General features: G+C 64.2%; 21 protein-coding genes and 2 pseudogenes. 2 read left to right on the top strand and 21 right to left on the bottom strand.

Translation table 11 applies throughout. The features are described 5' to 3' along the window. The 6 genes from FHS81_RS17685 to FHS81_RS17660 form a co-directional block, all read right to left on the bottom strand. Positions 1 to 1109: replication initiator protein A (locus FHS81_RS17685; protein ID WP_183754863.1), on the bottom strand; the 1109-nt coding region annotated here is incomplete at its 3' end. Between the two features lie 18 nt (positions 1110 to 1127). After that, positions 1128 to 1412 carry a helix-turn-helix transcriptional regulator gene (locus FHS81_RS17680; RefSeq protein ID WP_037092220.1) on the bottom strand — a complete coding sequence of 95 codons (285 nt, stop codon included), beginning with the start codon at positions 1410 to 1412 and terminating at the stop codon, positions 1128 to 1130. Between the two features lie 140 nt (positions 1413 to 1552). Then, positions 1553 to 2035, bottom strand: coding sequence for a DUF2285 domain-containing protein (locus tag FHS81_RS17675; protein WP_231771509.1), 483 nt, complete (start codon positions 2033 to 2035; stop codon positions 1553 to 1555). A gap of 64 nt (positions 2036 to 2099) precedes the next feature. Beyond that, positions 2100 to 2324 (bottom strand): transcriptional regulator domain-containing protein, encoded by a 225-nt coding sequence (locus FHS81_RS17670; RefSeq protein WP_037092221.1) that lies wholly within the window; start codon positions 2322 to 2324, stop codon positions 2100 to 2102. A gap of 104 nt (positions 2325 to 2428) precedes the next feature. Then, entirely contained in the window at positions 2429 to 2710 is a 282-nt protein-coding gene (locus FHS81_RS17665; RefSeq protein ID WP_037092222.1) for a DNA -binding domain-containing protein, read from the bottom strand. Between the two features lie 96 nt (positions 2711 to 2806). Further along, positions 2807 to 3055, bottom strand: a complete 249-nt coding sequence (locus FHS81_RS17660) for a helix-turn-helix domain-containing protein (RefSeq protein ID WP_037092223.1) — start codon at positions 3053 to 3055, stop codon at positions 2807 to 2809. Positions 3056 to 3209: 154 nt separating this feature from the next. Here FHS81_RS17660 and FHS81_RS17655 point away from each other — a divergent pair, with 154 nt between their 5' ends. Further along, entirely contained in the window at positions 3210 to 3428 is a 219-nt protein-coding gene (locus tag FHS81_RS17655; RefSeq protein WP_037092238.1) for a helix-turn-helix domain-containing protein, read from the top strand. 200 nt (positions 3429 to 3628) lie between these two features. Here the strand turns inward: FHS81_RS17655 and FHS81_RS17650 are convergent. From FHS81_RS17650 to FHS81_RS17640, 3 genes and pseudogenes are all read right to left on the bottom strand, one after another. Further along, a pseudogene (locus FHS81_RS17650) lies at positions 3629 to 3976 on the bottom strand (transposase); the annotation flags it as partial. A gap of 158 nt (positions 3977 to 4134) precedes the next feature. Next, positions 4135 to 4542, bottom strand: coding sequence for a DoxX family protein (locus FHS81_RS17645; protein WP_037092224.1), 408 nt, complete (start codon positions 4540 to 4542; stop codon positions 4135 to 4137). A 7-nt stretch (positions 4543 to 4549) separates the two neighbouring features. Next, positions 4550 to 5395 carry an SDR family oxidoreductase gene (locus tag FHS81_RS17640; RefSeq protein ID WP_037092225.1) on the bottom strand — a complete coding sequence of 282 codons (846 nt, stop codon included), beginning with the start codon at positions 5393 to 5395 and terminating at the stop codon, positions 4550 to 4552. A 117-nt stretch (positions 5396 to 5512) separates the two neighbouring features. Between FHS81_RS17640 and FHS81_RS17635 the strand changes: the two genes are divergently transcribed. Then, positions 5513 to 5911 (top strand): winged helix-turn-helix transcriptional regulator, encoded by a 399-nt coding sequence (locus FHS81_RS17635; protein ID WP_151691280.1) that lies wholly within the window; start codon positions 5513 to 5515, stop codon positions 5909 to 5911. Positions 5912 to 6465: 554 nt separating this feature from the next. Here the strand turns inward: FHS81_RS17635 and FHS81_RS17630 are convergent. The 12 genes and pseudogenes from FHS81_RS17630 to FHS81_RS17575 all read right to left on the bottom strand — a co-directional run bounded on the left by FHS81_RS17630 (position 6466) and on the right by FHS81_RS17575 (position 18690). After that, entirely contained in the window at positions 6466 to 6840 is a 375-nt protein-coding gene (locus tag FHS81_RS17630; RefSeq protein ID WP_037094024.1) for a hypothetical protein, read from the bottom strand. A gap of 492 nt (positions 6841 to 7332) precedes the next feature. Continuing rightward, complete coding sequence (locus FHS81_RS17625; RefSeq protein ID WP_037094027.1) at positions 7333 to 7734, bottom strand: single-stranded DNA-binding protein; 402 nt, start codon at positions 7732 to 7734, stop codon at positions 7333 to 7335. A gap of 722 nt (positions 7735 to 8456) precedes the next feature. Further along, the gene (locus FHS81_RS17620) at positions 8457 to 8873 is read right to left on the bottom strand and encodes a hypothetical protein (protein ID WP_037094029.1); all 417 of its coding nucleotides are present in this window, start codon (positions 8871 to 8873) and stop codon (positions 8457 to 8459) included. 140 nt (positions 8874 to 9013) lie between these two features. After that, positions 9014 to 9949, bottom strand: coding sequence for a DUF2493 domain-containing protein (locus tag FHS81_RS17615; RefSeq protein WP_037094055.1), 936 nt, complete (start codon positions 9947 to 9949; stop codon positions 9014 to 9016). Positions 9950 to 10280: 331 nt separating this feature from the next. Continuing rightward, complete coding sequence (locus tag FHS81_RS17610) at positions 10281 to 11324, bottom strand: DUF7146 domain-containing protein (protein ID WP_037094032.1); 1044 nt, start codon at positions 11322 to 11324, stop codon at positions 10281 to 10283. Beyond that, positions 11324 to 15679, bottom strand: a complete 4356-nt coding sequence (locus FHS81_RS17605) for a strawberry notch family protein (RefSeq protein WP_183754860.1) — start codon at positions 15677 to 15679, stop codon at positions 11324 to 11326. The genes FHS81_RS17610 and FHS81_RS17605 overlap by 1 nt, the downstream gene beginning before the upstream one ends. Positions 15680 to 15838: 159 nt before the next feature. Beyond that, positions 15839 to 16481: pseudogene (locus FHS81_RS17600) on the bottom strand (antitoxin of toxin-antitoxin stability system). Beyond that, positions 16474 to 16890, bottom strand: coding sequence for a hypothetical protein (locus tag FHS81_RS17595; protein WP_037094036.1), 417 nt, complete (start codon positions 16888 to 16890; stop codon positions 16474 to 16476). Before FHS81_RS17595 ends, FHS81_RS17600 begins: the two are co-directional and overlap by 8 nt. 71 nt (positions 16891 to 16961) lie before the next feature. Continuing rightward, complete coding sequence (locus FHS81_RS17590) at positions 16962 to 17156, bottom strand: hypothetical protein (RefSeq protein ID WP_037094038.1); 195 nt, start codon at positions 17154 to 17156, stop codon at positions 16962 to 16964. A 9-nt stretch (positions 17157 to 17165) separates the two neighbouring features. Continuing rightward, entirely contained in the window at positions 17166 to 17567 is a 402-nt protein-coding gene (locus FHS81_RS17585; protein WP_151610647.1) for a hypothetical protein, read from the bottom strand. Positions 17568 to 17635: 68 nt separating this feature from the next. Beyond that, a complete protein-coding gene (locus FHS81_RS17580; RefSeq protein WP_037094044.1) occupies positions 17636 to 18193 on the bottom strand; it encodes a hypothetical protein in 558 nt (185 codons plus the stop codon). Between the two features lie 131 nt (positions 18194 to 18324). Then, complete coding sequence (locus FHS81_RS17575) at positions 18325 to 18690, bottom strand: thermonuclease family protein (protein ID WP_037094047.1); 366 nt, start codon at positions 18688 to 18690, stop codon at positions 18325 to 18327. Positions 18691 to 19033 lie beyond the last annotated feature (343 nt).

Below are 19033 nucleotides of genomic sequence, written 5' to 3'. Positions count from 1 at the left end.
TGATCCGGCTCCCGGTCCGTGAATCCGGTTCGCGTTTCCTGGAACGAGTTCATGAAACCTCGCCCCGGTTCGCGAAACCTGGCACCCCGACAGAGGTTTTCCACATCGCGCGCGCGCTCTTCAAGGTTAGAGTCTACGTTAGACTCTAAGTTAAGGGCGAGATTTCGTGTTTCTGTGTCGGATGTTAGGGCTGGTTTCGGTTCCCTATAGCACGCGACCCGGGTTCCCGATGGCACGCCTCTCCGGGTTCCGGATGGCACGACGCCTTGCACAGGTTTTCCACAGGCCGGCACCGGCTCGAAGGCGAGCAGCGCGCGGCCGCCGATCTCGATCTCCAGGAACAGCGCATAACCGGGCAGCGGCTGGCGACGGATGATGTCGCGCAACTCGAAGGCAAAGCGCTTGAACGGCGACAGGCTGCCGGATTTCTGGTGCAGGTGACGGAAGTCGAAGCGCCAGCCTCTGCGCTGGCGTCCGCCATGTTTGCGGACGATCCGGTAGAGCCAGCGTTCGAGTCCGCCGGTCAGATCGAAATAGTTCCGGTCAATGGTCAGGATGAGCGCATCATCGACAACCGCCTGATAGAACCAGTCCGGCACGATCATCTCGATACCGTCGGCCTTGCCGCAGCCATCGGTGCGCTCCTTCCATTCGTTGATCCAGGAGAAGCGGTGACGGCGACCTTCTGCCGGCTGGCGTATCGTGGTGGTGACGGTGGTGGACTGGAGCCGGTCGAGTGCGGCCTTCAGGCGCCGATAATCGCGCACCGAGGTGCCGCGCCCGATGAAGCGGAGGATTTCGTAAGGTGTGGCGACCATGAGCCGCGAGGTGCGAAGCCCGGCGTCGCGAGCCTCGACGATCTGGCTTGCCGCCCAGATGAGGATGTCGGCGTCCCAGATGGTCGCCATGCCATGATCGGGAACGGCTTCGACGCGGATCGCAACATCACCGGCCGAGAAATCGATCGGCGCAATGCGATGGGTCTTGGAAAGGGAGAAAAAGGGATAGGCCATGAGATCCTGCGCGTCTCGTGGCGCGAAATCGCCGGGGAGCGCCCTGAACAGGTCGAGTTGCCCGCGCTCGGAAGGAGATCGATGTCGCACCGCCATGAAGGGAACCGGCGGCGATCAGCGCGCATAACGTCCGGCCTGCGGGCCGGACGGAAGGGACGCATGTCGCTTGGCGGGCAGGACGGAGCCACGCGGATCGGAGGTGGACGTCACCGCGCCGCGATCGGCCCAGCTTTCGAGATCGTCGATGGCGTAGACGACACGGCCGCCGAGCTTGCGATAGGCGGGTCCGGTCCCGTAGGTGCGGTGCTTTTCCAGCGTGCGCGCCGAGAGGCTGAGAAACTCGGCGGCTTCCTTGGTGCGCAGAAAGCGCGGCGGCAAGACGACGGGTTCGTGCGGCATGGGTCGGGCCTCCATGGTGTTGGGACGGCCGCTGCGGATCAGCGGCGGGCAACGACCACGGTGGCGAAGAAGCACCGGCGAGGTGCAGGGCGAAGTTGGGGGGTATCGAAATCGCCCACCATGCTGGGCGCAGGATTGCGCTAGCGTGGGCGACGATGACGCAGGAGTTTTCGATAGCCGCCCGCGACCATGGCACGGGCATCGCGCAAGAGCGATTTGATGACATGGCGGGCAGATGATGCCTGCCATTCGTCACGGTCGAGTGGGCTGGTCTTCAAGATGACCTGCGCGATTTCCTGCTGCGTGGCGCCAGCCCTGTATCCGTCGAAAGCCCGAAGCATCCGTCGGAAACGGGCGCGCTGCTGCCGTGTCAGGCGCGTGTCTGGTGGGATTGCCCGGCCATGCAGAGCACTGAGGAAACGGCGAAGAGCTTCGATGTGGTCAAGGCCATCGAGATCCAGCGGCACGATGGCAACGGCGATCGTGTGGTCATTGTCGGTGCAGTCGAGAACCTGAAGGTATTGTCCGTTTCCAAGAGCAAACCGGAAATCGGCATCGGAATCGTCTGCCCGCAAATGAGGACGCCCGATCGGCAGAACGTGTCCGACAATATCGGCAAGCAATGAAGGGGCTTCCGCCAGCAGGATAATGCTGGTGTCTTCGCGCGGAAGCCAGAAGACGGGGGCATCAGGAGGCGGGGTCTGGGGGTCGACCGGGAAATCGCAGCCCCCACCGCTGCCGGATTCGTTCGGTCAGCGGTTCGGGATCTCCATGGCCTGCAACTGAGGCTTCAAAATCGGCGTCGTAGGCATCGTTGCGGCGGAGCCATTCCCAGGCCAGATCGGATGACGTCAACGCATCCAGATGCTCGTATTCCGCCGAGGAACGCCAGGTAGATGCGTCGGGTGTCATCGCGATCTCCCACATCAAGGTCGAGAAAGTTGGGGATTCACGATTCCCGCTCGGGTTGAATTGATCAAGTCAGGTCAGAATCAACAGGTGATGCGTCCAGCGCATCACGATGAAGGTCGCTGCTGGCTTTCGCGGACCAGTTCGCGGTAGCCGCGTTCGGTCATCCAATGCGCGCGCGCGAGATGAGCGTCATGAACGAAGCGGCAGCGCTGGGGGTCGAGATCGGGATCGAGATCGAAGAGGATTCGCACCGCCTCGCGCCAGTCGGCCCCGTCGCGCTCGGCATCGAGCAACCGCATGTAGAGCTTCATATGCTCGCGATCATAGGACGTCAGCGTGTGGCTGGACGGTGGTTCATCAAGAAATGTCTGCGTCGCGCGTCCCATCACTCGCTCACGATCAGGTAACGTGTTTGTTAACCATCTCTGGTGAGAGATAGCCATTCTTTTTGACGAGAGCAGGTCAACGCCCAAGCCCCGACGCTACCTTTGGGCATCGATCCTGTCGTGCAGGAGCAACACCCCTTCGCCCTTGTCCGTCGACAGGAGAACGATTCCGGCTGCTTCGAGTGCGCGGCGCACCTGATCGCGCGTCGATTCGAACACCTCGAGCCCGCTTTGGGATTCGAGGCGTTTGAGCGCGGTCAATGCGACCTGGGCCTTGTCAGCGAGCGTCTCCTGTGTCCAACCCAGCAACGCGCGCGCGGCCCGTGATTGGCGGGCGGTGATCATACATGATCACCTCCCATTCGGACCTGTGCGCACTCCAGAACTACGACTTCTCTATTCGGACCAACCGGATAGCGGGCTTCCCACACTCTCCAGCCGGCTATTTACATACTATAGTTGATAAACTCAAAGTATGTAAATCGCGATCTTCATGCTCATGGATATGCGCAAACTGGTCGGCCGGAACTTCGCCCGCCTGCGTCGGGAGAAGGGCCTGACCCAGGAAGAGGTCGAAGTACGTTCCGGCTTCAGCCAGCAATATCTCAGCAGCCTCGAACGCGGCCGGAGGAATCCGACCGTGATCACGCTGTATGAGCTCGCCCAAGCCCTCGGTGTCAGCCACGTCGATCTGGTCGTTCCCGACGACGAGGTTTGAGCGGCACGCCCGCGAGGATCATGCTTCTCTTCGTGGTCGGTACGAGACCGCCACAGGATGGGATCAGAGGAACCGGCGGGACAATCTAAATTGCGACATCACCTCGGCATCGGCCTTGGCGGTCAAGTCGTATTTGCGCGCTCGCCGTTCCCCGTCCCCTCGCGGGGAAGTGCCTCGGCCAAGTTTCACCTAGCCGAACTTTATACCGATGGGGCTGCGCCGTCCGAGCGCTTGCCCCAATCGAATTCCGTTCCGTCGATCCACATGCGATGGAGGATCACGGCGATCTTGCGCGCCAGCGCGATGATTGCCTTCTTGTGGCCCCGGCGTCGCGAGATCTGTGCGCCCCATGCCTTGAGTGCCGACCACCGTTTCACTTGCGTCAGCAGAACTTGTGCAGCCTCATAGAGGAGGCTTCGCATCATCTCATCGCCCCATCTCGAGATCCGACCACTGCGATCCACCTCACCGGATTGCTGCTTGCGGGGTGTCAGTCCGAAGTGTGCACCGACTGTTCGCGAGCGCGGGAAGCGTGCCGGGACATCGACTGGCCATATCCATGAGCTGACGAGTGCGCTCTGTGGATGTCGGCTTCTTGCCGGTGTGAGGATCGGCCACGATGTCGCCAAAGGTATAGATGCCGAGTTCCACGACCTGTCCTTTCGAGGAGAAGGACCGGGGCGCACCCCGATCCAATCTTCGTTGATTAAGCGTCGACGCTGCCGCGCAGGACGGCTGGCGAGCCATAAGGCGAGGGCTTGGGACGTGCACGGTTCTGGGTGAGGAACGACACCGCCAGCAGCACCAGCCCCACCAAGGACGGCGGCAACCCGGCGAAGTCGGAGACGCCGATATGGGCGCCGGCTGCGAGGATCAGGTGGAAGAACATGCCGGCATAAGCCAGGTCCGACAGCGCCACGTTGAAGCGCGAGAGGATCGTCGCCGCGGCCAGGAGCTTCACCACCCCGAGGATCGGCACGATGTAGCCGGGATAGCCGAAGTTGACGAAGAGACCTTGCACCATCTGGATGTTGAACAGGTACATCAGACCGCCGCCCAAATAGATGAGCGACAGGAGGATCGTGGCTATCCAGTAGACCCACTTGATGTTCATGGCTGGCCTACTTCAGGTTGGCGACGAGCACGTCGCGCAAGTCCTTCGGGGGACGGCCGGCGAGTTTCTCGACGTCACCGGTCACTACGTCAAAGGCGCCAGCGGCGAAATCCTGCTGGATGCCGACGACCGTGTTGATCACGAAGTCCGGCAGACCCATCTGCGCCATGCCATCCTGCAGGGTTTCGACCGGAACCACCGCGAAGCCGATCTGGGTGCCGAGGATCTCGGAAACGAGCCCGGCGCGTTCGGCGCCGGTGTAGCTCTTGGCGCCGGTGGCGTTGTAGATGGCGCCTGAATGACCTTCGGTCAGCACGATCCCCGCAGCAGCAGCGGCGACGTCCTCGCGGCTCACGAACGCTACCTTGTTCTCGGCCAAGCCGGTCAGGGCTCCGGACGCTGCCGATTGCTTTGCTTCATCGGCGAGCGCTTCCGCATAGTAGTTCATACGGAGAATCGTCCACTGAGGAGCCGACTTGATCAGCGCCTGTTCGCCGCGCCAGTAGCTGGCACCAATGGCGGGCTCGGCTTGCTCGCGGGTGCCGGCAGCCGACAGGAGCACGATGTGCTTCACGCCCGCAGCAACTGCAGCGGCGATCGCAGCTTCGTTCTGTGAACCGCGCATGCCTGGGCGAAGGTCTCCTGTAGGAATTAGGATGACCTTGTCGAGCCCGGCATAGGCCGTGGCCAGGGTTCCGGGCTTGTCGTAGTCGCCTTCGCGCCCTTCGACACCATCCGAGTTCTTAGGGGTGCGGGAAATGGCGACGATCTTGTGGCCTTTGTTGCGAGCCTGAAGTTCGCGGACCATGGCTTGTCCAAGCTTGCCGCTTGCACCGCTGACACCGATATTCATGATTGAACCTTCCGTTACGTTCCGTTAGAGCGTAGCGATATGAAGGTTCGCAGATCGATGCGCAAGAACGCACGATTTCGAACGTCACGCACCCCGAGGTGCGTAATGGAGATAATGATGGTCAAATCAAAACTTAAGCTCGTCGAAGTTGACTATGCCTCGGAAGGCGAAGCCAACTGCAAGGCGCTTGGCCAGATCTTCGAGCGCATCGGCGACAAATGGACGATTATGATTGTGGGTGCGCTGTCCCGAGGGCCCATGCGGTTTAATGCCTTGCAGAGGTCAATCCCCGGATTGTCCCACAAAATGCTGACGACAACCCTCCGTGGGCTGGAGCGCGACGGTCTGGTGACCCGCACGGCCTTCGCCACCATCCCGCCCCGTGTCGATTATGAGCTGACAGAGCAAGGTAGTTCGTTGCACGAACCGCTGCTAACCTTGGCCTCATGGGCTCGGTCGCAACAAAGCTACATAGAGGGCGCCCGAAAGAGGTTCGATGAACGAGCCGAGGAATAGTCGATAAGATTCTCGCGCCGCCTTCGGATACGCTGATGAACGGACGGTTTTGGCAGTTCGCCCAGAGCAGAAACGACCGCAATGCGCTCGCTTCCCGCCATAACGAACCCACAAAGTGTGGACAAGAACGCAGCCCGAATACCCCATCTATTTTAGTCGTTCTATGATCGCGCGCCAATCTGTTTATGCGCGAAAACGCCTGATGTGGCGAAACTTGGTCTCACGACCTCACATCTGATTCGGTCGCCGGGCGGTTACTCCGATTGCGTCTTGGGAATGTGGCTCAACAGGCTCAGGGAGAGGAGGATGGGTTTGGGAAGGAGGGCGAGGGAACCGTCGCCTCCTTCCCATGGGTGGGTTCAAGGGAGGGGCTTCAGCCCTTCCCTTGGGGAGGATGTTTGAAGGAGGGGGCCTGCCCCTTCCTTCATGGGGAGAGTTTGAGAGGGGTGGCTTGCCCCCCTTTCATCAGTCCTGGTGGCCGGTCGATCCGGCCGCCGGGGCTCCTGACGACGAAGCAAAGACGAGAGGCGGCTTTGCCGCCTCTCGTCGCAGGCTCAGTCGGTATCCGGTCCCCAGAGCGGATTGCTCACCGGGTCCTCGATGTGGCCCCAGTCCGGTTCCAACCCGGCGATCACTGCCTTGACCTTGTGCCCATCGATGTCCGTGCGCCCCTGCGCGACGAGGATGCTCACCGCCGCCGGGTTCGCCTCGATGGCCCGGATCGCGTCCTCCATGTCATCGTAGGGTCCGAGGTTTTCGATGGGGATCACATCGCCGTCCTCATCGTAGCCGCCGTGCAGATACATCGGCGCATCTGCCAGTTCCTCCGCCGCCAGTTCGGCCTCTCGGATGAGGCGGAAGGCATGCTTGCGCTCGCGCCAGTAAGCTGCGCTGCCACCGTCGATGCTGATGATCTTGTGATTATTCATGTCATGTCTCCTTTCGCTCTCTGACGGAAGGAGCCTGCACTGTAGCCGCGAGGGGTCAGGGATCGCGAAGCGACCGCCAACGGCGGCGAGCGGGGAAGCCGATTTTCTGGCGGCGCCCTATGGGCGGCGACTGAAAATTGGGGGGACCGCGATGTCCTTGACGCCGGAGTGGCTGGTGCATGATTCGAAGTCAGAGAGAGAAGAGCCCGCGGCCCCGACCAGGGGCCGCGACAATATTCGGCGCCGCCGACAGGGGGAGGTTTGGAGGGGGTTTCCCCTCCATGGGTGGGGGAGTTTGAGGGGGCGGGGCACTGCCCTGCCCCTTCATGGGGAGTGTTTGAGAGGGGCGGCTTGCCCCCCTTTCATCAGACATGCCGAGCGGTCGATCCGCTCGACATGTCTTCATGGACGGGGGGAAAGGTGACGGGCGCGTTCCGGTGCGAACATGGGGAAAACCCGGCGGCTTGCGCCGCCGGGCTCCGAGCGTCCCGCTCAGAACGGGATGTCGTCGTCGTCGATGAACTTGCCGTCGTCGTTCTCGGTCTGCTTCGCGCGGCTCAGGAAATCCACCGTCTCGGCGATGATCTCGCAGCCGTAGCGGTCAACCCCCGCGGCGTCGGTCCACTTCGTGTAGTGGATACGGCCACGAACCAGAACCTTCATGCCCTTTTCGCAATGCTGCTGGACCGTCTTGCCGAGGCCGTTGAAGCAGGTGATGCGGTGCCATTCCGTGTCCTGGACCCGATAGCCGTTCTCGTCGCGGACAACGCGGCCTTCCGAGTAGCGGGGGCGCGAGGTGGCCAGGGTGAAGTGGGTGATGCCGGTGCCGCCCTGGGTGGTGCGGGTTTCGGGGGTCTGACCGATGTTGCCGGCGAGGATGACGATGTTCTGCATTGTAAGTCTCCGTTGCTCCTCGGAGGGACCATCCCTCCGACGAGACCCGGCCAAGGCCGTCGGGAGACTCCCGCAACTGCCGTCCTTCGGCAGCTTGCCCCTAAGGCCCCAGGTGGGGCGGGCAGCCGCGCTTGCGTGGCAACACGGCTGGGAGCCGCGGGGGTTGCAGGTGGAAACCGAACGGACTTAGGGGATCAGTCAGGCGGAGGGATTGGTGCTTTCGAGAGCACAAATACGGGGACGCACAGCAGAACCATCGTCCTTGCCGGCGACAGCGAACAGACAGGCCGCCGAGACCCGGACCATGCGGCACAGCACCGGCCCACCCGCCTTCTCTTTCTCGGCCGCGCTCGCGCTCGCCGCAGGAAGGCTATGTCGTCCGGGATGAGAACGAAGCAGCTATCGGGTTTCCAGGCGCAGCATGGCATTGCCGCGGCTTCGACAGCGGAAGGCCCGGTCCCGCTGCATTGCGAGAAGTAGCAATGAAGGTGTTCGTGGCTGAACTCCCGGAACGAAGCGCCGGTGCTGCCGGGATTGACCGCTACGGCTATGGGATTCATGCCGATGACGGATTTCCAAGCCACCGCGCGCGAAGCAGACCGAGAATGATGGCGGTAAGGACAGCGATGACATGACCGCCCAACGTTCGAGCCGGAAGCCGGAGCCCGGCGGCGCAAGCCGCCGGGTTTTCCCCTTGGAAGCGGAAGATCGCTACCGCCGTTTCAGCGAGAGAACACCGACTCGCCGAGGGCGTTCAGATTGACGACGGCCGAGACGCCGATGGCAAGGCCGCCAATGCCGCCGAGCAGATTGAGGACAAGGGCCGAGTCGATGGCGTTCTTCGTGATGCCATAGACAAGCGCATAGCCCGCGATAACGGCGGGCACCGCGAAGAGAGCGAGCGCGATGAGGCGAAGGACCGGGTTTTTGGCGAAGCCAAGAACCGCGATCACCAGTGCGATCGACAGCAGGGCGGCGCCAGCAGCACTGAGGCCGGACATCAGGACGCCCGCTCCCGCGCCCCAGGCATATTGCGCGGCGGTAATGGCGGCCATGACGGGCAGGGCATAGATCGCGAGATTGAAGGCAATCACGCAAGCCGTGATGGTGAGCGAGATGGCGAGCAGGATCAGCGTCATGGAAACCTCCAGATGACCAGTTGAGGATCACGACAGGCTGCCGGGAGATACGCTCCGCCTGCGACTATTCTGCTTCGCCGGTTCTTCAAGGATGCTCCATCAAAGGCCCCGTCTCTCCTTCTGTCAAGGTTCGGCGGCGCTTACGCGCCGCCGTCGAACTTCATGACCGGGATGCCGAGCTTGCGAGCCTTGTCCGCGAAGTTCTCCTGAATCCCGGTGCCGGGGAAGACCAGGACACCGACCGGCAGGACGTCCAGCATGGCATCGTTGCGCTTGAAGGGCGCGGCCTTGCCGTGCTTCGTCCAGTCGGGCCGGAAGGCGACCTGCGGCACCTTGCGGTGATCTGCCCAGCGGGAGGCAATCAGTTCCGCGCCTTTCGGGGTGCCGCCGTGCAGCAATACCATGTCCGCGTGCTTGGCATGGACCTGATCGAGCTTCGCCCAGATCATGTGATGGTCGTTGAAGTCGGCGCCGCCGGTCACGGCCACCTTCGGGCCGGCGGGCAGCATCACCTCGGTCTCGGCCCGGCGCTTCGCGGCAAGGAAGTCGCGGCTGTCGATCATCGCGGCGGTCAGGTTGCGATGATTGACCATCGAGCCGGAACGCGGCCGCCAGGCGCTGCCGGTGTGGTGCTCGAATGCCTCGGCGGCGAGATCGCGGAAGAGTTCCATGCTGCTCCGCCGTTCGATCAGGGTTTGGCCCTCGGCTGTGAGGCGTTCGAGTTCGACGCTCTTGACCTCGCTGCCGTCCTGTTCCCTCTGCATCCGGCGCTGTGCCTGCTCGTTGTCGTCGAGATCGCGCTCGACCCGGCTGGTGGCGCGGTGGAAGAGATTGACGGTCCCCCAGAGCAGTTCTTCGAGATCGGGTTCGAGGCGGGTGTCGCCGAGCGTCGCGACCAGGGCGTCGAAGATGTCGGTGACGGCGGCGGCGACGGTGTTGCCCTCGGGCAGCGGCCGGGGATCGGGTTCGTCCTGGAACGGGCGCCAGCCGTAGAGCTGGAGCTCAGAGAGGGCATGATCGGTCTGGGAGGAGGTGTGGACCGGCTCGTCGCCTGCGTATTCGGTTTCGTTCGTCATCGGGAGCATCCTTCGTCTGGAGACCGCGCCCATCGCGGCCTTCGCAGGCGTCGAAGCGCACGGGCGGGACGGGTTGGCAGCCCTCGCCCGCTCGGCGAGGGCCTTGATGGCCGGGGGCGGCTAATTTGCCTTTCGCGATGCAAAGGCGGCGCAGCCGCCGGCGGAAATTAGCCGTACCCGGCCATTGCCTGCCCGTCCCGTTTGTGCGCCGATCGCCCTCTCAGAAGGCCGTGGGTGCGGGACTCTCCGACGAAGGACGCGGCTGCCGATGGCCAGAGAACCAAACCCTCAGGCGGCGAGCTGGGCCGCGCCTTCGGGAACGATTACGTGCTCACCTCTCCATGAAACGGCGGACGTCTTCAGGATGAAGCTGATCCGTCAAGGCCGCCCGAAGGGCATCGGCGCCGTGGCGGCGCAGATCATCGTTGAAATCGCCGTTGAGCGGCGTGAGCGACATCGTCTCGATCCCGAGGCTCGCTGCTCTGGCGACCAGGCTGTCTCTTGCGCCCTCCCCGGCCGGGTCGCGATCCCGCAAGACGTAGAGCCGGCGCAGGGACGGCGGGAACAGGATGGCAGCGAGGTGAGCGGCCGAAAGCGCCGCCAGCATCGGCATGCGGGGCAGAACCTGACGGGGCGACAGCACGGTCTCGATGCCCTCGCCGGCGGCGAGCACCTCACCGGCAGTCCCGAAGCGGACGGCGTGGCCGAGAAGCTCACCCATCGCCCGCCGTGGTGTCTCGACGGCCGCCTTGCCGGACCCGTCCGAGGCGAGCCAGGTGCGGTGTGCGCCGGTCTGATGGCCGGCGAGATCGGTGACGGCGGCCACGAGCGCCGGCCTGATCTCGGTGGGCAAATGCGCTTCAGACCTGTAGTAGCACCGGGGATGGTAGCGCAGCGCGGCGGTGCCCGAGAGGGAGGTGACCGCCCGCCCGTTGAGGTAGGCCTCCGCAAGCGTGCCGCGGATCGGCTGTGCCATGGCGAAGAGGCGGCGCGACGCTTCAGGCGAACCGGGTGCCGAGCTGGATGTCCTGCCGGTCGGCGTCCTCGTCTTTTCAGGTTCGGGATGCGGGAGGGCGAGGAAACGGCGCGCTTCCTCGGCCACGTTCCTGAAGTCGACCAGGCCAAGCGCCTCGCGGATGACGTCGAGCAAATCGCCATGCTCGCCGGTGGCCATATCGGTCCATTTCCCTGCCGCTCCCTTGCCGGATTCCGGCCCGGTGAGGCGAACGAACATCGAACGACCCGACGTGTTCTGCACATCGCCGACCAGCCAGTACCGCCCGGCGCGCTGGCCGGACGACAAGTAGTGGCGGCAAACCGCCTCGGCCTCCCGGCCGAGACGGATCGCCAGTTCGGAAGCGTCATGACGCGGCATCAGGCCGCCTCCCGCTCGCCGATGCGCTCGACCGGCCAGCGGTCGAGGAGTCTGGCCAGCACGGTGGAGCCGCCGGCATCGACCGGCACGAACATGCGCAGCTTCCAGGAAATGATCTCATGGAACAGGCCATAGGCCGTGAGGCGCTGGCGCATCGTATCGGTGAAGCCGGAGAGTTCGATCCGGTTGACGCCCATGACGCGGACCCGGCGAAGCTGGAGGCCCTCGGCGAGATCAAGGATCGTCCGGCCCTCCATCAGCGCCGCGAAGGCATCTTCCGGCGTGACCGATGCAATGCCGGTCGTTGTCGCGTTCGCGGCCCAGGCCGGGGAGACCTTGCGGCCGATGATGCGCTCGCCCGCATCGGTCTGGAGCCGGTAGACGCGGGTGGAGTCGTTCGGCAGCCGCTTCCAGATCGGCAGCAGAAGGCCCGTCACCATATGCAATGTGCTGTCCGCAAACTCCGGCACCTCGGCGACCTCTGCCTCCCAGGCCGATGCGAAGGCGTCCCGGTCGGCCTCGACCCAATGGGTTTCGCCCATAATCCTGATCGGGACATTATGTGCCTCCATCGGCCGGATCAGGCGGACCCGGCGCTCGATCTCGCCATCGTCCAGCATGACGCTGGTGGTGGGGATCTGCACCGCCGCGCGGCCTGAGCGCTCGTTGATCAGGAGCTTCGCACGCGGATCATCGAGTTCGGCTAGCGCCGTGTTGAGCGTCACCGGCCGGTTGCGCTTGCGCTCGGTGATGCTCAGCAGGCTGGTCTCGGCTCCGGTGCGCGGATGGGTGTAGATCACCTGCCGGTCGGTGACGACGAAGCTTTCGGCGCGCAGCGTCTCCAAGCCGGCATCATAGGTGCCTGACGCGATGGCACCCTCGATGCGGGCGGTCAGAAGCTGCTCGAAGGCGGAAAAGAGCACGCCCTGAAGCTCGATGGTCAGCGCCAGCAGGCGGTTGAGGAAGGTGGTGATCGGCGGCAGATCATCCTTGATGCCGTTCGAATCCATCAGCTTCAGCCCGGTCGCCGCTTCGAACCGCTCCAGCGAGCAGCCATCGACCTTGCCGCGCACCAGCAGGAGATAGAGCTGGCGCAAGGCATCGCGCGCATAATGGCTCTCCAGATTGTCCTCGGGCCGGAACAGGCCCTGGCCGCCGGTCTGGCGCTGGCCGCGTGTGATCGCGCCGAGCGTGTCGAGGCGGCGGGCAATGGTCGAAAGGAAGCGCTTCTCCGCCTTCACATTGGTCGAGATCGGCCGGAACAGCGGCGGCTGCGCCTGGTTGGTGCGGTGCGTCCGTCCGAGGTCCTGGATGGCAGCGTCCGCCTTCCATCCGGCTTCGAGCAGGTAGTGGACACGCAGGCGCGTGTTCTTTGCCGAGAGTTCGGCGTGATAGGACCGGCCCGTGCCGCCGGCGTCGGAAAAGACCAGCACGCGCTTCTGATCGTCCATGAAGGCTTGGGTTTCCGCGAGGTTGGCCGAACCTGCCCGGTTCTCCACGACGAGGCGGTCGATGGTGACGCCGCCGCCACGCTTGCGGACGATGCGGCGAGAGCGGCCCGTCACCTCGGCCACCGTGTCGGTCCCGAAATGCTGGATGATCTGGTCCAGCGCGCCGGGGACCGGCGGCAGGCTGGCAAGGCTGGCGATCATCTCGTCGCGCCGGGCCGCGGCTTCGCGGCTCTCGACCGGCTGGCCGTCGCGCGTGACCGGGCGTGAGGACAGGTTGCCCTCCGAATCCGTGAACGGCTCGTAGAGCTGCACCGGGAAGGAATGGGCGAGGTAGTCCAGAACATACTCGCGCGGCGACAAATCCATCTTCAGGTCGCCCCATTCCTCGGTGGGGATCTCCGCCAGCCGTCGTTCCATCAGCGCCTCGCCGGTCGAGACGATCTGGATGACGGCCGAATGGCCCGCCTCCAGATCGCTGGTGATCGAGCGGATCAGCGTCGGGGTTTTCATCGAGGTCAGCAGATGGCCGAAGAACCTCTGCTTGGCGGACTCGAAGGCCGAGCGGGCGGCGGATTTGGCCTGTCGGTTCAGCGTGCCCGAACCGCCATCGCCGCCGGTGATGTTGGCGGCCTGCATCGCCGCATCGAGATTGTTATGGATGACGGCGAAGGCGTCGGCATAGCTGTCGTAGATGCGGATCTGCTCCGGTGTCAGTTCGTGGTCGAGCAGCTCGTATTCGACGCCTTTGAAGGAAAGTGAGCGGGCGGTGTAGAGGCCGAGCGCCCGCAGGTCGCGGGCCAGCACCTCCATCGCCGCGACGCCACCGGCCTCGATCGCCTCCACGAACTCCGCCCTGCTCGAGAAGGGAAAATCCTCGCCGCCCCAGAGGCCGAGCCGCTGCGCATAGGCGAGATTGTGGACGGTGGTGGCGCCGGTGGCCGAGACATAGACCACGCGGGCATGGGGAAGCGCGTGCTGGATGCGCAGCCCGGCGCGGCCCTGCTGGCTGGCGGCGACATCACCGCGTTCTCCCTTGCCCCCTGCGGCGTTTGCCATCGCGTGCGCCTCGTCGAAAATAATCGCTCCGTCAAAGTCCGAGCCCAACCATTCGACGATCTGCTTGACGCGCGAAACCCTTTCTCCGCGGTCGTCGGAGCGCAGCGTGGCGTAGGTTAAAAATAGGATGCCTTCGTTCAGCGTTATGGGCTTGCCTTGCGGGAAGCGCGACAGCGGCGTGACCAGCAGCCGCTCCATGCCGAGGGCCGACCAGTCGCGCTGCGCATCCTCCAGCAGCTTGTCGGACTTCGATATCCAGACCGCCTTGCGGCGGCCCTGCATCCAGTTGTCGAGGATGATGGCGGCCGATTCCCGGCCCTTGCCGACGCCGGTGCCGTCGCCGATCATGAAGCCCTGCCGGAAGCGGATGGCGCCCTTGGCGTCCTCCGGCGCGGCCGACATGGTGTCGAGTGTGTCATCGATCGTCCAGGCCCCGGCGAGGAAGCCCGCATGGGCCTCGCCGGCATAGATCACGGTTTCCAGTTGCGCCTCGGACAGCTTGCCGAGGATGTCCGTCGGCAGCACCGGCCGGTAGCTCGGCTTCGGCGGCGCGATGCTCGCCATCGAGGCGGATTGCACGAGCTGGGTCGGGTGCGCCTGCGCCCCCGCGATGCGGATGGTCTGAAGGCCATAGTCTTCATAGATCGCATCCGACAGGCGGCCATCTTCGGTCGGCGTCCAGTCGACGGTCTCATAGGTGAGCGGCACACCATCCGGCTCGGTCAGCTGCGCCGCGGATACCGTGCGGGCCGCGCGGTTGACATAGCCGCGCACAGTGCGCGGGGCAGCAGGCCGTGCGACCGGCACAGCCACGGTGGGATCGACCGGCAGGCGTGCCGGAAGCTGTTTGGCGAGCCAGCCCATCAGCGTCGCCACGTCCGGCGCGACACCGGTGCCGGCCGGGAACACCGCCGGGTCGTCGGCGGGCAGCTTGTCGATGACGGTGAGCCGCGTGTCGATGGTGGTGCCATGCTTGGCATAGACAGAACCGTCGACGGCGGCGGAGAAGGTGACCCGGCTGCGTTCCTGCAACCGTTTCCAGTTAGCCGTCCAGGCCGGATTGTCGGGGGCGAATCTCGCGCCGGTGATGGTCACGAGCCGCCCGCCGGGCGCAAGGCGCGCGAGCGCCGAGGCGACATGGCGGAAGGCGGCATCGGCCATCCGCCCCTCGACATTGGCCATGACTGAGAACGGCGGGTTCATCAGAACCACGGTCGGGACAAGGCCGGGATCGAGGTGATCGTCGATCTGAGCGGCGTCGAAGCGGGTGACGGACAGGGCCGGAAAGAGGGAGGAAAGCAGGCCGGCGCGGGCCTCGGCCAGTTCGTTGAGGAGGAGCGTGCCGCCCGCGACCTCGGCCAGGATGGCGAGGAGCCCGGTGCCGGCAGAGGGCTCCAGCACCCGGTCGGCTTGGGTGATCGCCGCCGCCGTCACCGCCGCGAAGCCGAGCGGGATCGGGGTCGAGAATTGCTGGAAGATCTGGGCTTCCTCCGACCGGCGCGTATGTGTCGGCATCAGCCCGGCGATCTTCGTAAGCTGCGGCAGGATCGCCGCCGGAGACCCGGCTTTGCGGAAAAGCGCATTGCCGTATTTGCGCAGGAAGAGGACGGTCGCCGCCTCACAGGCATCATAGGCGGTCTTCCAGTTCCATGCGCCGGTGGCATCGGAAGCACCGAAGGCAGCTTCCATCGCACCGCGCAGGGTGGCGGCATCGACACGCTGACCGCGCTCCAGATGCGGCAGCAACAGCCCGGCAGCGGTCAAGATGCTGGCTGCGGTCTCAGCGTCTTGGTCGAACGGAAGCGGCGCGGTGGCGGATGCCGCCGCGGATGCGGAAATCATGTTCATCGGGGATTCCTCGGGAGAGCGGGACAGGATCGAGCCTAAGCGGCGCTCTCTCTCGACCGCACCGGCTCAAGCCCCTTCCGGCCCATCTCTCCCTCTCAGTCCGAAGCGATAGCAGACATGAAACAAGCGCCCGGCCGTCAGGCGGGGCGCTTGTGAGGATCAGCCAAAACGGCGTCCGGCTTCGGTGAAGGTGTTCGTTGGCGGTGATGGCCACGTCCACCGCCTCATCCGAGGTCAGGTAGTCGTATTCGCGCTCAAGCTGGCGATAGAGCCATCGGGCCAGGTCCCGGAGCGCCTCAATGACGATCTCCTCGGCATCGGCGGTCATGTCCTGCCAGGTCGGACTGTCGCGTTCGACTGAGATCGCCATGCAATACTCATGGCAGTAGTGGCCGCGATGCGTTGCCTCGGCTCGAAGCTGGTAGAAGTTCCGGCGCTGGACGGCCTGAAGGGCATCTGCGATTCCGTGCAAGGTCGTATCCTGCGGCGCATAGGCCCTGATCTCGGCCGAAACGTTCTTCCGGTAGGAGTAGAACCCTTCCCAGCAGGCGCCACCCCCTTGCGACCAGAAGCCCCGGAACCAGATGCGCGGCTCCTGCCGCGATCCGCCGCCCATGAGGCGGACGGTGCTGGTTCTGAAGCGGATGCCGATGATTTCCGCGATCCGCTGGAAATCCTCATAGACGGTATCATACCAGTCGTAGTCGAAGCCCCCTTCCCGATACCAGGCGCGGGCCTTGTCCTTCGCCGCATCGGAAAGCTCGTCGAGCCGATAGACCGTGGTTTCGATGACGTCAGGCATAGGGGTCGCCTCCGTCCAGAACGATCTCCAGCCAACTGTCGCTGTAGATCCAGTCCACGGTCTCGCCCGTGGCGAGATCTAGAGCGTGCGCGCCGCCGCCGAAGGCGTTCACCCGTGCCTGCGAGCAGGTGGTTGCATATTGGAACCCCCATAATCCTGTGAGGCCGAACTCGGCGGCGCAGCGCTTGACGAACTGGATGACATGTTCGGGATCGCCGGTTTCGTCATCGCGCATCCAGAGCTGGGTGCCACCATGCTCGGGCTGGATCGAGAGCAGGAAACCCTCGGACGGAGGGTCTTCCGCGGCGTTTTCCTCGGACAAGGCATTGTAGAGGTCGAGCGCTCGGGCGGCGTTTTCGGGAGTGCCTACTTCGAGCAGGCAGGAGAAATGGGTGTAGTAGTTGGCCATGTCCGGCTCCTGAAACGACAAAACCCGGCGCGAGGCCGGGCGAGGATGGGAAGGTTGCGACGCCGCTGGCGTCAGAGGCGGAACTGCGTCACCAGCCGTTGGGCATCGGCATGGTGGCGGAGCATCTCGCGGTAGAAGCGCTTCCGCGCGTCCCGCCTGGAGGGATCACGTAGGACGGGTCGAGCGAACTTCCGGCGTGCGGCACGAATGACGGCGCGGTCGCTGTCCCACGCCATGATGTCGAGGCGCAGATAGGTCGCGTACAACTGGGCCTCCTATCCGTCGATACGTTCGCAAAGGGCGTCGATCTCGGTGAGATCAAGGCCGGAGTGAGCGCCGCCGTTGGTGAAAGTGTTCCTGAGGAGCGGTTCGACGGGTCCGCGCACAAGCGCGAACTGAAGGAGCCAGAGGCCCGTCAACACAGCATCGTGCTCCTGGGCGGTGACAGCGATGGACAGAAACGCCTCAACGGTTTCGCCATCTTTGAGCACGCGAACGCCAGAATTCTCATCGATTATGTAATCTTCGAACTCCTGCACGTATCCTGTGGCGCACCAGTCGCCCTTGAAATGGGGGCTATAGGCCAGATCTAGCGCATCTTCGAACGTGTCGGCTTCGACCACGGCGTCATAATAGACGAAGGCGTCATGGACTTTGCTGACGACAAATTTCGGCATAGGAAAACTCCATACGAGCAACTCCCGGCCGCTGGCCGGGTCAAGTGGCTTGAAAAGCGGGGAAGCGATCACGCGGCCTGTGGCAGCCGCAGAAGCTCGGCAGCCGTCTCGCGCCAAAAAGGATCGATCAGTCGCGCCTCGAGGAGACTGGCGCGGTAACGGAGATCGCGGGCGGTCGCCGCGTCTCCGCGCCCGGATGCCGTGAAGGCCATACCGCGCAGACGGCTGGCCTCGATGACGACGCGGCGAGCCTCGGTGTCGGAAGCAACGGGATGCTGCCAAAGGACGATCCCGCCCCGGATTTCTCCGGCGAGGACAAGGCCCAGTTCGCGGTCCTGAATGACCATGACGCGCGGGCGAAAGCGCGGCGCATCGTCCGGGCTGATGCGGAAATCGCCGCGCGCGACGCGCTGGCTGGCGATTGTCATAGCCTCTTCGGGGGAAAGGCATTGGCCGATGACGAGTCTGCGGTCGAAGCCGTCGACGTGATCGCTTTCGTCGTAGCTGGCGATACCGATGCAGGAGATGCGCAGCGGCAGCTTCTGGGCGTGACGCAGCCAGGGCAACACCTGCTGCGCGACGATCTCGCCGATCGGGGCGAAAGCGTTTTGGCGGGATAGGGACATGGGAAATACTCCGCGACGGGCGGCGGAAGCCTCTCTCCCGCCTTCCAACCCGTCACGGCCAGCCGACCCGCACTCTCACTCTCCCTTTGCGATGGAGGATCGTTCCTGCTTTCGCCGGAATGATCCGACGCTCAGCACCAAGGCTCACGCCACCCTGCCCAGGTTCTCGCCAGACCCTCGCTGACGAGAACATCGCCGACGTCGTGGCCTTCGACCCGGATCGCCGCCAGGGTCCGGCCATAGCGGTCGGTGCCCTGGCGCTGGATTTCGACCCTTCGGCCTTGCAGGATTTCTGCCAGCCTGATCTTCGCTTCCCGGGCAAGGTTGGATTCATAAGCGCAGCGGCCCTCGATCTCGGGGGCGTCGATGTTGAAGATCCGGACGGCCTCAGATTGGTGTCCCGCACCCAGCCGGATCGAATCGCCGTCCCAGACCCGGATTTCGGCGGGTTCACAGGATGCCGTGCAGAGCAGAGTGGAAACGATGATATGGAGCATGGCAAGCGGCTTTCAGCTTGAAGGCGCGAAATCTGAGTGATTGCCACGGTTCTTTCCCGATGCGGGTCGAGATCGCAATGCAGATTGGCACGCAAGCGGCAATCGGCGGTGATTGACGGGAGAAGGCCCGGCTGCGCCTGGGCACCGGGCCGTGGGGGTGAAGCGCTTTCGCGCCTCAGCTCCATGGATCGAGTTCCAGCTTCACCATGTCCTCGTCACCGTCGAATTCGTCGGCCGGCATGGCGGTATTATCCTGACTCTGTGTTCTGTCTTACCGCTGTGACGTTCGCAGCACACGATCAACGTTGACGACATTCCCCTTCGCTTGAGGTGAGGCGATGCG

Origin of the sequence: Pseudochelatococcus contaminans, assembly GCF_014195635.1 — a bacterium.
Classification (GTDB): domain Bacteria; phylum Pseudomonadota; class Alphaproteobacteria; order Rhizobiales; family Beijerinckiaceae; genus Pseudochelatococcus; species Pseudochelatococcus contaminans.
Note: the sequence above shows the minus strand (reverse complement) of the source record. Positions and strands in the feature narration are given on the sequence as shown.